9 protein-coding genes are annotated in these 13,292 nt (G+C 69.8%); 7 read left to right on the top strand and 2 right to left on the bottom strand.

What is annotated here, in order from left to right; genetic code table 11:
• Positions 1–38: 38 nt before the first annotated feature.
• The gene (locus DDF62_RS06325; RefSeq protein WP_116488343.1) at positions 39–1,370 is read right to left on the bottom strand and encodes a TonB family protein; all 1,332 of its coding nucleotides are present in this window, start codon (positions 1,368–1,370) and stop codon (positions 39–41) included.
• A 141-nt stretch (positions 1,371–1,511) separates the two neighbouring features.
• Here DDF62_RS06325 and polA point away from each other — a divergent pair, with 141 nt between their 5' ends.
• From polA to DDF62_RS06310, 3 genes are all read left to right on the top strand, one after another.
• A complete protein-coding gene (polA, locus tag DDF62_RS06320) occupies positions 1,512–4,418 on the top strand; it encodes a DNA polymerase I (protein WP_208866837.1) in 2,907 nt (968 codons plus the stop codon).
• A 283-nt stretch (positions 4,419–4,701) separates the two neighbouring features.
• Positions 4,702–6,651 (top strand): methyl-accepting chemotaxis protein, encoded by a 1,950-nt coding sequence (locus tag DDF62_RS06315; protein WP_116488341.1) that lies wholly within the window; start codon positions 4,702–4,704, stop codon positions 6,649–6,651.
• A gap of 75 nt (positions 6,652–6,726) precedes the next feature.
• Positions 6,727–8,115 carry an ankyrin repeat domain-containing protein gene (locus DDF62_RS06310; protein ID WP_116488340.1) on the top strand — a complete coding sequence of 463 codons (1,389 nt, stop codon included), beginning with the start codon at positions 6,727–6,729 and terminating at the stop codon, positions 8,113–8,115.
• Here the strand turns inward: DDF62_RS06310 and DDF62_RS06305 are convergent.
• The gene (locus DDF62_RS06305; RefSeq protein ID WP_116488339.1) at positions 8,112–8,852 is read right to left on the bottom strand and encodes a LytTR family DNA-binding domain-containing protein; all 741 of its coding nucleotides are present in this window, start codon (positions 8,850–8,852) and stop codon (positions 8,112–8,114) included. The two genes, DDF62_RS06310 and DDF62_RS06305, sit on opposite strands and share 4 nt — an antisense overlap.
• A gap of 138 nt (positions 8,853–8,990) precedes the next feature.
• Between DDF62_RS06305 and DDF62_RS06300 the strand changes: the two genes are divergently transcribed.
• The 4 genes from DDF62_RS06300 to DDF62_RS06285 all read left to right on the top strand — a co-directional run bounded on the left by DDF62_RS06300 (position 8,991) and on the right by DDF62_RS06285 (position 13,256).
• Positions 8,991–9,515 (top strand): DUF2306 domain-containing protein, encoded by a 525-nt coding sequence (locus tag DDF62_RS06300; protein ID WP_116488338.1) that lies wholly within the window; start codon positions 8,991–8,993, stop codon positions 9,513–9,515.
• Between the two features lie 53 nt (positions 9,516–9,568).
• Positions 9,569–10,036 (top strand): DUF2141 domain-containing protein, encoded by a 468-nt coding sequence (locus DDF62_RS06295; RefSeq protein WP_116488337.1) that lies wholly within the window; start codon positions 9,569–9,571, stop codon positions 10,034–10,036.
• An 88-nt stretch (positions 10,037–10,124) separates the two neighbouring features.
• Complete coding sequence (locus DDF62_RS06290) at positions 10,125–10,823, top strand: TetR/AcrR family transcriptional regulator (RefSeq protein ID WP_165832187.1); 699 nt, start codon at positions 10,125–10,127, stop codon at positions 10,821–10,823.
• Between the two features lie 198 nt (positions 10,824–11,021).
• Positions 11,022–13,256 (top strand): TonB-dependent receptor, encoded by a 2,235-nt coding sequence (locus DDF62_RS06285; RefSeq protein WP_116488335.1) that lies wholly within the window; start codon positions 11,022–11,024, stop codon positions 13,254–13,256.
• Positions 13,257–13,292 lie beyond the last annotated feature (36 nt).

Genomic DNA, 13,292 nt, shown 5'->3' with positions numbered 1-13,292 from the left:
ACAATGGTTGCAAAGCGCCGCCTTGGCGGGATCGAGCCTCAGGGCTTGGCCGGCGTCGCCGGAGCCTCGGCGGCCCCTTCTTCCTCGTCTCCACCGCCCTCGAAGCGGATCGGCAGGCGGATGCGCTGGCCGTCCACCGGGTCGCCTTCCTTGGTCCACGGGTTCATCCGCATGGAGCCCGCCACGATCATCGCCGAAGCGGCGAAGTCCAGACCCGCCGGCTCCTCGCGCGCGGCCTCGCAGTCGGCCAACCGGCCCTCGGTGGTCACCGCGCAGGACACCACGCCCAGGCCGTTCTTCACCCCCGCCTTGCGGGCGGCCTGGGGGAAGGCCATGGCCAGGCCCTCGGCGTCGGCCATCTGGATCCAGCGCGGCTTGGTCAGCTGGCGGCCGGTCGCGCCCGGCGGCCGGAAACGGAACGGCACGTCCACGTGGATCAGCTTGACCAGCTTGGCGTCGCCCGGCCCCACCGACACCTTGAAGTGGTCGGCCAGCCCGAGAGCCGCCTTGCCGAACCCCCTGCCCTTGGGCAGTTCCGAGATCACCTCGCAGTCGTCCAGCGCGCCGGTTTCCTTGATCCCGCAGCGCAGGGCGGCCTGGCCGTTGTCCTCGCCCGCGGCGGCCTTGGGCCAGGCGGCCTCGACCTGCGCCAGGCTGGGCGCCGACTTCCACGGCGGATCCAGGATCAGCCGCTCCTTGCCGACCGACGCGAAACCGCCCTCGGCCAGGCCCGCCCAGTTGATCGGCACCGTGACCTCGGTCTCGACGCGCTGGCCGGCGCGGATCTTGGGGCTCATCAGGAACTGCGGGGCCAGCGCCAGGGCCGAATGGCCGAAGCCCAGGCCCGCGGGGCTTTCCGACAGCACCGCGCAACGGTCCAGGAAACCCTCGGTCGTGACCCGGCAGCGGATGACGGCCCGGCCGTCCTTGCCGGCCTTCACCGCGGCGACGGGGAAGACGCCCGCCAGATCCTGGCCCGTCGGCTTGCGCACCCAGTCGGGATTGGCGTCGCCGGGCGCCAGGAACTCGAGCGAATAGGAGATCTTGCGGCCGACGGCCGAAGCGCCGCTCTCGTCCTTGACCTTGGCCTTGTAGCGATCGGAAAGGCCCAGGGCGGCCGCGCCGAAGCCGCGGTTCATCGGGTACTCGCTCAGCACCTTGCAGTCGGCCAGCGCGCCCTTGTCGGCGATCACGCACTCGACCTCGGCGTCGCCGGTGACGCTGGCCCCGGCCGGAAACGCGGCCTTGATCTCCGACGCCTTGGGCCGGGCGGCGAACACCAGGCGCCCCTCCTCGGCCGCGATCGAAGACGTGGGAAGACCCGCCAGCACCAGCAGGGCCGCGACCGAACCGAAACGAATGAAAGACACAACGCCCCCTCGGGTCTCGGGCCCCCGCCCGACTACTCGACCCAGGGCTGAGCCATAGCCCAGCCACCCGGCGTCAGCAACCGGTCGAGGCGTGTTCGGCAAGGGTTCCGGCGCGCCACCGATCCCCTTATGTTCGCCGCCATGACCGACGCCGCCGCGCCCGAATCCGCCCAGTCCCGCCCCCTCACCCAGGACGGCCCTGCCCTGCGCCTCTTCCTGGTGGACGGCTCGGCCTATCTGTTCCGCGCCTACCACGCCCTGCCGCCCCTGACCCGCAAGAGCGACGGCCTGCCCGTCGGCGCGGTGCAGGGCTTCTGCAACATGCTGTGGAAGCTGATGCGCGACATGCAGGGCGACGCGCCCACGCACCTGGCGGTGATCTGGGATCACTCGGAAAAGACGTTCCGCAACAAGCTGTACGACCAATACAAGGCCCACCGTCCGCCGGCGCCGGAAGACCTGATCCCGCAGTTCCCGCTGGTGCGCGACGCCACCCGGGCCTTCGGCGTGCCGGCCATCGAGCTGCCCGGCTACGAGGCCGACGACCTGATCGCCGCCTACGCCTGCGCCGCCCGCGACGCCGGCGGCGAAGCCGTCATCGTCTCGTCCGACAAGGACCTGATGCAGCTGGTCGGCGACAGCGTCTCGATGTTCGATCCCATGAAGGGCGTCCGCATCGGCCGCAACGAAGTGTTCGAGAAGTTCGGCGTCTATCCCGAACACGTGGTCGACGTGCAATCGCTTTGCGGCGACAGCGTCGACAACGTTCCGGGAGCTCCCGGGATCGGGATCAAGACCGCCGCCCAGCTGATCACCGAGTACGGCGACCTCGACACGCTGCTGGCCCGCGCCGGCGAGATCAAGCAGCCCAAGCGCCGCGAGACCCTGATCAACTTCGCCGACCAGATCCGCCTGTCGCGGGCCCTGGTCACGCTGGACTGCAACACCCCCCTGCCCGAGCCGCTGGACGACCTGGTGGTGCGCGAGCCCGACAAGGCCGTGCTGGCCGCCTTCCTGGAAGAGATGGAGTTTCGGACGCTGGCCCGCCGGGTCGGCGACGGCAACGCCGCGGCCGCGCCGCGCACGCTGGAGGCCCGCCCCTCGGACAGAGCCGTCACCGCGCCGGTGACCAGCGTCTCCTACGTTTCGGCCGCCGCCCGCGCCGCGGCCAATCCGGTGGCCGAGCCGGTCGCCATCGACACCGCCGCCTATGTCTGCGTGCGGGATCTTCCCACCCTTCAGGTCTGGATCGACAAGGCCCGGGCCAAGGGGATCGTCGCCTTCGACACCGAGACCGACGCGCTGTCCTCGGCCAATGCCGGCCTGTGCGGCGTGTCGCTGGCCATCGCGCCGGGCGAGGCCTGCTACATCCCCGTCAGCCACGAGGACAAGCCGCAGGACGGGGGCCTGGCCTTCGAGGCCCCGGCCAAGCTGGAGCAGATCTCCGAGGAAGAGGCGCTGGCCGCGCTGAAGCCGCTGCTGGAAGACCCGGCGGTGCTGAAGGTCGCCCAGAACGCCAAGTACGACATCGCCGTGATGGCCCGCCGGGGGATCGTCGTCGCCCCGATCGAGGACACCATGCTGATCAGCTACGTGCTGGAAGCGGGCCTGCACGGCCACGGCATGGACGAGCTGTCGGAGCTGTGGCTGGGCCACAAGCCCATCCCGTTCAAGGAAGTGGCCGGCACGGGCAAGAGCCAGATCAGCTTCAAGCACGTGGCCCTGGACAAGGCCACGGCCTACGCCGCCGAGGACGCCGACGTCACCCTGCGGCTCTACAACGTCCTGCGTCCGCGCCTGGCGGCCGAGGGCCTGCTAACGGTGTACGAGACCCTCGAGCGGCCGATGCCGGGCGTGCTGGCGACGATGGAGAACGACGGCGTCCGCGTCGATCCCGAGACCCTGCGGCGGCTCTCCAACGAGTTCTCGCTGCGCATGGCCGACTTCGAGGAGCAGGCGCAAAAGCTGGCCGGCCGGCCGTTCAACCTGGGCAGCCCCAAGCAGATCGGCGACGTGCTGTTCGGCGAACTGAACATGAAGGGCGGCAAGAAGACCGCCACCGGCCAGTGGTCGACCGACAGCGACGTGCTGGAAAGCCTGGCCAATGAACACGAGCTGCCGCGCGTGCTGCTCGACTGGCGCCAGTTGTCCAAGCTGAAGGGCACCTATACCGAAAACCTGATCGCCGCGATCAGCGAGCGCACGGGCCGGGTGCACACCTCCTACGCCCTGGCCGCCACCACGACGGGCCGCCTGTCGTCGTCGGACCCCAACCTGCAGAACATCCCGGTGCGCACCGAGGAGGGCCGCAAGATCCGCAAGGCCTTCGTGGCCGCGCCGGGCAAGGTGCTGATCAGCGCCGACTACAGCCAGATCGAGCTGCGCCTGCTGGCCCACATCGGCCAGATCCCGCAACTTCAGCAGGCCTTCCGCGACGGCCTCGACATCCACGCCATGACGGCCTCGGAGATGTTCGACACCCCGATCGAGGGCATGGACCCGCTGATCCGCCGCCGGGCCAAGGCCATCAACTTCGGCATCGTCTACGGCATCAGCGCTTTTGGCCTGGCCAACCAGCTGGGCATCGGCCAGGGCGAGGCCGGGGCCTACATCAAGACCTATTTCGAGCGCTTCCCCGGCATCCAGGCCTATATGGACGCCACCAAGGCCTTCGTGCGCGAGCACGGCTACGTGACCACGATCTTCGGCCGCAAGATCAACATCCCCGACATCCACGCCAAGTCTGTGGGCCAGCGGCAGTTCTCCGAACGCGCGGCCATCAACGCCCCGATCCAGGGCGCGGCCGCCGACGTCATGCGCCGGGCCATGGTCCGCATGCCCGCCGCGCTCGAGCAGGAAGGCCTGAAGGCCCGCATGCTGCTGCAGGTGCACGATGAACTGGTGTTCGAGGCTCCCGAGCACGAGGCCCAGGCCGTCTGCGACGTCGCCCGGCGGGTCATGGAGGGCGCGGCCGAACCGGCCGTGGCGCTTTCCGTTCCCCTGACGGTCGAGGCCCGCGCGGCCCTGAACTGGGACGAGGCTCACTAGATCAGGCCTCGGATCGAAATATTTTCGGCCCGTCTCTTTGTCGCACCCCGCTCCGCCACAGGTGGAGCGGGGTGTGTCGTTATCAGCGGTAACCCCTTACACGCCGCAACCTGAGGAAGTTGCTGACACTGGGTCGCCGACCATCGGCATATAACCCCGGTCTCGGGGTGCGACGTTCCGCCACACTACGGTTAATCCCGTGGAAACCGCGATCTCGCCAGAGCTTGCAGCGAGGACGTGTGCTGTCGCGCACATCGTCGGGGCAGATATCCGGAGGCGGGTCGTGCGGTTTGGTGACTTGAAGATTCCCCAGAAGCTGATGGTCGTGTTCGGCGCGATGCTGGCCGCGATCGTGGCCATGGGCATTACGCTGTTCGTCAACCAGCAGGCCTACAAGGGCTCGGTGCAGCGCACGGCCGTGGCGCACGCCAGCCTGCGCGCCGCCGACACGGCCGCCTTCCGCCTGACCCGCCAGGAGAACTCGCTGCGCGGCTTCCTGCTGTCGGGCGACGCCTACTACGTCGACCGCCTGGAGAACGCCCACAAGCCCAAGTTCGTGGCCGCCCTGGACGAGCTGCGCAAGCTGGCCGGCAACGACGAGGCCGATCTGGCCCGCATCGCCGCCGTCGACGCCGCCTACGCCAACTATCGCGCCCAGGCCATCGAGCCGGCCGAGAAGCTGGGCGCCGATCCGGCGACCCGCGCCCAGGCCATCGACCTGGTCAAGCACGACGGCGTCGCCGACAAGGCCGTCGAGCCGGTCGAGGAAGCCATCGAAGCCATCACCACCGACGCCGAGGCCGTCGTCGCCGCCGAGACCGCCGCCCAGGCCGCCGCCTCGCTGCGCAGCACCCTGGTCCTGGCCATCGGCATCGCCGTCACCCTGGCGGTCGCCGTCGGCGGCGGCCTGATGCTGACCGGCGGCATCGCCGCCCCGGTCGCGGCCATGACCACCGCCATGCGCCGCCTGGCCTCGGGCGACAACAGCGTCGCCGTGCCGGCCTCGGGCCGCAAGGACGAGATCGGCGAGATGGCCGGCGCCGTCGCCACCTTCAAGGACGCCGCCATCCACAAGCTGCGCCTGGAAGAAGAAGCCGCCTCCGCCGGCGCCCGCACCGAGCGCGAGCGCGCCGAACGCGAGGCCGAGAAGGCCGCCGAGGCCGAGGTCGACCGCATCGCCATCACCGCCCTGGCCGAAGCCCTGGGCTCGCTGGCCGACGGCGACCTGACCTACCGTATCAACGCCGAGTTCGCGCCCAAGGCCCAGCAGCTGAAGACCGACTTCAACGCCGCCGCCGGCCGCCTGCAGGACGCCCTGCGCGGCATCAACGGCGCCACCGGCGGCATCCGCGCCGGTTCGGAAGAGATCGCCCAGGCCTCGGACGACCTGTCGCGCCGCACCGAGCAGCAGGCCGCCAGCCTGGAAGAGACCGCCGCCGCCCTCGACGAGATCACCGCCACGGTCCGCAAGACCGCCGCCGGCGCCAAGGAGGCCTCCAGCGTGGTCGCCGCCGCCCGCGCCGACGCCGAGCGCTCCGGCGCCATCGTCAGCCAGGCCGTCAGCGCCATGGCCGGCATCGAGCAGTCCTCGGGCCAGATCGGCAACATCATCGGCGTGATCGACGAGATCGCCTTCCAGACCAACCTCCTGGCCCTGAACGCCGGCGTCGAAGCCGCCCGGGCCGGCGATGCGGGCAAGGGCTTCGCGGTCGTCGCCCAGGAAGTGCGGGCTCTCGCCCAGCGTTCGGCCGAAGCCGCCAAGGAGATCAAGACCCTGATCTCGACCTCGACCCAGCAGGTCGGTTCGGGCGTGTCCCTGGTCGGCCAGACCGGCGAGGCCCTGCAGCGCATCGTCGACCAGGTCGCCACCATCGACGCCCTGGTCACCGAGATCGCCGCCTCGGCCACCGAGCAGTCGACCGGCCTGCACCAGGTCAACACCGCCGTGAACCAGATGGACCAGGTCGTTCAGCAGAACGCCGCCATGGTCGAGGAAGCCACCGCCGCCACCCACTCGCTGAAAGGCGAGACGGGCGAACTGGCCGCCCTGGTCGGCCGCTTCAAGGTCGGCGGCGAGAGCGCCGGCCGCGCTTCGGCGCCCGCCGCCCCGGCCGCGTCGCGCGCCAACCCGGTGCATGCCGCCCAGGCCCGCGCCCAGACCTTCGTCCGTCCGGGCCGCCCCGGCGGCTCGGCCGCCCTGGCGACCAAGGTCGACGAGTGGGAAGAATTCTAAGCCGCAAGGCTTGGTCGATAACGGAAAGGGCGGCTCGCGAGGGCCGCCCTTTTTGTTTGCCCTCCGCACGCCGCCATGACGCTGGCGAGACACGCAGCGTCGGGATTGCAAAGCCGCGGCATTGGCGGTTCTCTGCCCCGATCCACCGGGGGCGGCGTGAAACAGGACCATACGAGGCCGAGATCGGCCAACTTCATGACCGCTGCGCTCGGCGATACGATCGTGCGCGCCGCGCTCCTCAGCCTTGCGTTGGCGATCGGGATCACCGCCGCCTTCCTGCTGATCAAATGGGCGCGGAACAGGCCGCCGCCCGACGGCCTCGACAGGCCCCAGATGGTCGTTCTTTCCCATGTATCCAGGAAAGATCCGACCGCCGACTACAGGATCGAGATCCATCGCGACGGCCGGGCCATATTCGAAGGGGGCCCCGAGGTGCTGCTGCCCGGCCGGCGCATCCATCCGACCAGCCCCCAGGCGGTGGCCGACCTTTTCGCCATGATCGACGAGTCCCGCTTTCGCCGGCTGAAACCGCGCTACAGCACCTGGCTCGGCGGCGACCTGCGGAGCACCATCTGCCTGCACGCCGGCCCGCACCAGAAGTGCGTGGATTCGTTCGGCTGGGAGCTGATCCGCCCGGACGCGCCCGAGCCTTTCGGAGAGATCGCCGCGGGCGTCGACAAGCTCGTACCGGCTCGCCGATGGCTGACGGCCGATGCGAGGACGATCGACGTCTTTCGCGAGGAAGGGATCGATCCGCGTTCCGTCGGCGGCCAGAGACTGGTCGTCCAGGCGGCCGGGACGCTTTCGCCCGAGAGCATGCAGGCGCTGATCGCCGCGGGCTTTCCAATCGACCGCCCTGCCCGCGCCTATCAATACGATCCCGGCACGAAGACGCCGCTGGAGATGGCCGTTTCCTCGGAGCGCCTCGACATGACCAAGATCCTGGCCTCGGCCGGCGCCCTCGAGGGTGTCGCCACGGCGCAGCGTGTGGACCTCGTGGTCGACGCCGCGATCTCGTGCCAACCCGAGATTCTGCGCGCCCTGCTTGCTTCGGGCGCGCGCTTCGACCTTGCTTCGATCCCGTCTGACGCCTTCCGCTGCAAGGCTTCGTACTCCGAAGAGCGGGCGCTGGCCGTGGCGAAACTCTTGCTCGATCACGGCGCGCCTCCGAACGCGCGCAACGTCCTGGGGCGCACGCCCCTGCATGAAGCCTATTCGCCGGCGGTCGCTCAGCTTCTCATCAAGCGGGGCGCCGATCCCAACGCCAGCGACCTCCAGGGCCTAAAACCACTGCGGGCGGCGGAAAGCGAGGATATGGCCATCACGCTGGTGCGGGGCGGCGCCGACATCGGACCAGCGCCGAGCGGCGCGCCGGCCGAGGGCTCGATCGACGCCGAGGCGGCCCGCAAGGGCTGGACACGGCTGCAGGCGCTGCTGGCCCAGCGGCGGGGACGCGCCGCCTAGAACCAGCCCGCCTCGCGCAGGGCCTTAGCGTAGGCGCGGCTGACCGGGGCCTCGGCCCCGCCGGCCAGGGTCAGCACGGCCCGGCCGTCGCCGCGACGGGCCTCGACCACCGCCGCGCGCGCCACCCACCACGAGCGGTGGGTCTGGGCGCCCTCGATGCCTTCCAGCTCGGCTATGGCGTCGGAGAGGCGCATCAGGATCAGGTCCTCGCCCCTGGAGGTGTGCAGGCGCAGGTAATGGTCCTGGGCCTCGACGGCGAAGAGGGTCGCGCCGCGCAGCTTGGGCGGCAGGCGTTCGAGAAAGCGCGGCGGCGGCGCCTCGGGGGCGGCCGCATGGGTCTCGACCGGCTTGCGGGCGACCAGGAAGTTGAGGGCCGTGATCGCCGCGGTGATGACCAGCACCGGCAGGAAGTAGTGTCGCAGGTTCTCCAGCTTCGGCAGGGCGCCGAACATCAGGCTCGACATCGCCCAGACGTACAGCGTGCCGGGCAGGGCGACCCCCAGGGTGATCACCGCCCCGCCGACGAACGGCCGGCGCTCGGTCAGGCCGCTGTTCTGGACGACCGCGCCCACGGCCGCCCCGGCCGCCGCGCCCGACCAGCACAGCACCAGCCAGTAGACGAGCCGGATCCACAGCGGCGCATCGCCGGTGCCGAACGCGCCGGCGAAGGCCAGGAACAGGCCGGCGATCCCCGCCACCACGACGCCGCGTCCGTGCGCCGCCGCCAGGGCCGCCATTCGCGAAGCGCGAACGGCGGGCGGCGGCGATTGGCGAAGCCGACCCGGCTGCTCACGTAACGGCGATTGAGACACGGCCCGCTCGGCTCCTATCGATCCTGCAACGGCGACGCACCCCGCCGCCGCCCGGAGATCAAGATGCCCCAGACCAGCCTGTCAATGCATGACGCCGCCGCCCGCCGCTTCCGGCGCAAGGGCCTCGCCGGCGTGCTCGTCGCCACGGTGATCGCCGCCGCCCCGGTCATGATGCTGCGCGCCGGCGTCCACCTGCCGAACCTGTCGCTGGTGGCGGCCGCGCCGGCGAAGATCCAGATCCACATCGCCGCCGCCCTGACGGCGCTGGCGATCGGCACGGTGCTGATGGTCGGGGTCAAGGGCACGCGCCTGCACCGCGCCCTGGGCTGGACCTGGGTCGTGGCCATGGCGACCACGGCGGTCAGCTCGCTGTTCATCCGCGAGATGAACCACGGCGCCATGAGCTGGATCCACCTGCTGTCGGGCTGGACCATCGTGGCCCTGCCGATGGCCGTCTACGCCGCCCGCCGCCACAACGTCCACCTGCACCGGCGCTTCATGACCGGCCTGTTCGTCGGCGGCCTGCTGATCGCCGGCGCCTTCACCTTCCTGCCCGGCCGCCTGCTGTGGCGCGTGTTCTTCGGTTGAGCGCGTTGTCGTTTCACAGTCTGTTGCCTCCGCGCCCTTCAAGGACCCTCTTCATGCGTCTTGCCGCCCTTCTCGCCAGCGTCGCGCTTCTCGCCCTCCCCGTCGCCGGCCTCTGTCAGGACATTCCCGTCGTCGCCGCGCCGCCCGCCGCCGCGCCCCCGGCCGACGCCAGCCTCGTCCTGACCTTCCCCGACCTGAAGGCCCACACTGGCGCGCTGCACGTCGCCGTCTACGACAGCGCCCAGGCCTGGAAAGGCGGCAAGGCGGTCGCCTCGGTCGACGTTCCCGCCGCCGCAGCCGCCCCGAGCCTGCGCCTCGAGCTGCCGATCGGGACCTACGCCATCCGCGCCTTCCACGATGTCGACGGCGACGGCCGCCTGGGAACCAACGCGTTCGGCATTCCGGCCGAGCCCTACGGCTTTTCCAACGACGCGAAGGGCATGATGGGCCCGCCGGCGTTCGAGGCCGCCGCCTTCACCCTCGCGCCGGGCGAGAACGTTCACGCCGTGACGCTGCGCTGAGGCCCCGCCGAACGGCCCCGCTCTTGCCACGGCGCCGGAAGCGGGCCTATCCGAGGAACAACGCTGTTCACGGATGGGTCCCCTCCACATGACCGCCGCCAAGACCCGCGCCCGTTCCGGCGGGCGGGGCCGTCCTTCCAAGGCCACGGGCCTGGACCTGAAGGAGACCATCCTCGACTCCGCCGAGGGCCTGTTCGCGCGCCACGGCTTCCACGGCGTGACCACGCGCCAGGTGGCCGCCGAGGCCGGCGTCGACACCGCCCTGATCCACTACTATTTCGGCGCCAAGCGCGAGCTGTTCGACGCGGTGTTCCTGCGTCGGGCCGAGATCCTCAACCAGGCCCGCAGCGTCTCGATGAACGCCTATGTCGAGACCTTCGGGGCGCGCATGACGGTGGAGGGCGTGATCACCGCCTTCATCGACCCCCTGCTGCGCATCTCGCAGGAGGGCGGCGGCGGCTGGAAGAGCTATTTCGCCCTGGTCGCCCAGGTGAACAACACCCCCGTCTGGGGCGGCGAGACCATGGCCCGGTTCTTCGACCCCGTCGTCCACCAGCTGGTCGACACGCTGAAGATCGTCCGTCCCGACGCGGAGTATCGCGACCTCTACTGGTGCTACCAGTTCCTGACCGGCTCGATGATGCTGGCCCTGTCGGAGACCGGCCGCATCGACTCGCTGTCGGAGGGGGTGTGCCATTCCAGCGACCTGGAGGCCGTGCGCGCGCGCCTGTTCGCCTACTGCGCCGCGGGTTTCGAGGCGGTCGTGGCCAGGTCCGGCAAGGCCTGACGCAGGCGCCCCTCCGCCCTCGGATTACACTTTTCACCACCTGGTGAAAAAAGGCTGGCGCATTTCCTCAACCTAGGTGACAGTGAAGTCGAATTCTCGCGACGGTGAAATCGTGCGGGAAACGCTGGAAACGAGGCCGCTCAAGACGGCCCGGCCGGCGTGAGGGACGAAACGCATCTAGGTTAAGAGGGGCTGTCCATGAAAACGATGTGGAAGGCTGCGCTGCTGGCTGGCGCGGCGTGGGGCGCCGCGAGCAATCTCGCGGTTGCACAGGAACAGGCGACGACGGAGCAAGGCGTCGGCGTCGAAGAGGTGGTCGTCACCGCCCGCCGGCGCGAAGAGACCCTGAAGGACGTGCCGGTGGCCGTCTCGGCCTACGGCGCCGCCGCGCTGGAGCGCATGGGCGCCTCGGACATCACCAGCCTTCAGCAGTCGACCCCCAACCTGACCTTGCAGGTGGCGCGCGGCTCCAACTCGACCCTGATCTCGTTCATCCGCGGCGTCGGCCAGCAGGACCCGCTTTGGGGCTTCGAGCCCGGCGTGGGCCTCTATGTCGACGACGTCTACATCGCCCGCCCGCAGGGCGCGGTGCTCGACGTGTTCGACATCGAGCGCATCGAAGTGCTGCGCGGCCCGCAGGGCACGCTGTACGGCCGCAACACCATCGGCGGCGCGGTGAAGTACGTGACCCGCAAGATCGGCCCCGAGCCGGAGCTGCGCCTGAAGGCCTCGCTGGGCAGCTACGACCAGCGCGACTTCCTGGTCTCGGCCAAGGCCCCGATCGGCGACAAGCTGGCGGTCAGCTTCGCCGCCGCCAGCTTCGACCACGACGGCTACGGCAAGAACCTCAACACCGGCGCCGAGCACTACGACAAGGACGTCGCCACCGGCCGCGTCAGCGTCGAATACACGCCCACCGACGCGCTGTTCTTCCGGCTGTCGGCCGACACCACCCGCGACAAGTCGAACCCGCGCCATGGCCACCGCGAGGTGCAGGCGCTGAACATCCTGGGCCAGCCGATCCCCGGCGGCGAGGTGCTGCCCGACGTCTACGACACCCGCGCCGGCTCGGGCGACACCAACCGCGTCGAGAACAGCGGCGTGTCGCTGCTGGGCCAGTGGACGATCAACGACCTGATCACCGTCAAGTCGATCACCGCCTACCGCTCGGGCAACACCGAAGGCACCATCGACTTCGACGAGCTGCCGGGCGCCTATCTCGACATTCCCGGCCGCTACAACGACCACCAGTTCAGCCAGGAATTCCAGGCGCTGTTCACCGGCGACCGCTGGCAGGGCGTGGCCGGCGTCTACTACATGAACGCAACCGCCGCCGGCGCCTTCGACACCGTGGTCAGCCAGATCAACACCACCATCGCCACCGCCGGCAATGTCGACACCGAAAGCTACTCGGCCTTCGCCGACGTCAGCTACGACCTGACCGAGCGCCTGTCGGTCTCGGTCGGCGGCCGCATGACCCGCGACGAGAAGTACGGCCGCGTCTATCGCCAGAACTTCACGGGCATCCGCAGCCCGCTGTTCGGCAACAACGCCGCCGTGCCCGGCCTGCTGCGCTCGAGCTTCACCAACAAGAAGACCTTCTCGAAGTTCACCCCGCGCCTCAGCGCCAAGTACGAGATCAGCGACGACCTGAACGCCTACGTCTCCTACAGCCAGGGCTTCAAGTCGGGCGGCTTCGACATGCGCTCCGACCAGATCCTGACGCCCAACTCGGCCGACGGCTACGAGCCCGAGACCGTCGACTCGTTCGAAGGCGGCCTGAAGGGCTACTTCTTCGACCGTCGCCTGAGCCTGAACACCGCGGTGTTCTACTCCAAGTACAAGGACATGCAGGTCACCCAGCAGACCCCGGTCGGCGCCTCGATCGCCAGCCAGGTGCTGAACGTCGGCCGCGCCCACATGTCGGGCTTCGAGGTCGAGGGGATCGCCAAGCTGGCCCACTGGGTCAGCGCCAACGTCTCGCTGGGCTACATCAAGGCGCAGTTCGACGAATACAAGGCGCTGGACCTGACCTCGACGCCGCCGGTGGTGCGCGACTTCTCCAACTCGCGGGTGTTCCAGAACACCCCCAAGTGGACGGGCAACTTCGGCCTGAACTTCAGCCACGACCTGGGCGACAACGGCTCGATCACCTTCACCCCGACGGCCTCGTACCGCTCGTCCTACCACATGTTCGAGATCCCCTCGGCGCTCGATCAGGGGTCCTACTGGCTCTATGACGCCAGCCTGATCTGGACCTCGGCGCAAGGCCGCTACAAGGCCGCCCTGACCGGCAAGAACCTCGGCGACGAGCGCTATCGCATCGGCGGCTACAACTTCCCGCAGTCGGCGGCCGTTTTCTACGGCAACTCCGTCAGCGCCTTCTACGGCCCGCCGCGCACGGTGACGGCGTCGTTCGAAGTGAAGTTCTAGGCGAACGCCTCGGGCGACGGCTTGCTGCAACAGGCC

This window comes from Caulobacter radicis, assembly GCF_003094615.1.
Classification (GTDB): Bacteria; Pseudomonadota; Alphaproteobacteria; order Caulobacterales; family Caulobacteraceae; genus Caulobacter; species Caulobacter radicis.
The sequence above is the reverse complement of the archived record's forward strand: the minus strand, read 5'-3'. Positions and strand labels throughout refer to the sequence as shown.

Excerpts from the sequence above, each read along its gene's own strand:
- DDF62_RS06285 (WP_116488335.1), top strand. The coding sequence starts at position 11,022 with ATGAAAACGATGTGGAAGGCTGCGCTGCTGGCTGGCGCGGCGTGGGGC.
- DDF62_RS06295 (WP_116488337.1), top strand. The coding sequence starts at position 9,569 with ATGCGTCTTGCCGCCCTTCTCGCCAGCGTCGCGCTTCTCGCCCTCCCC.
- polA (WP_208866837.1), top strand. The coding sequence starts at position 1,512 with ATGACCGACGCCGCCGCGCCCGAATCCGCCCAGTCCCGCCCCCTCACC.
- DDF62_RS06305 (WP_116488339.1), bottom strand. The coding sequence starts at position 8,852 with ATGGCGGCCCTGGCGGCGGCGCACGGACGCGGCGTCGTGGTGGCGGGG.
- DDF62_RS06290 (WP_165832187.1), top strand. The coding sequence starts at position 10,125 with ATGACCGCCGCCAAGACCCGCGCCCGTTCCGGCGGGCGGGGCCGTCCT.
- DDF62_RS06300 (WP_116488338.1), top strand. The coding sequence starts at position 8,991 with ATGCCCCAGACCAGCCTGTCAATGCATGACGCCGCCGCCCGCCGCTTC.
- DDF62_RS06310 (WP_116488340.1), top strand. The coding sequence starts at position 6,727 with ATGACGCTGGCGAGACACGCAGCGTCGGGATTGCAAAGCCGCGGCATT.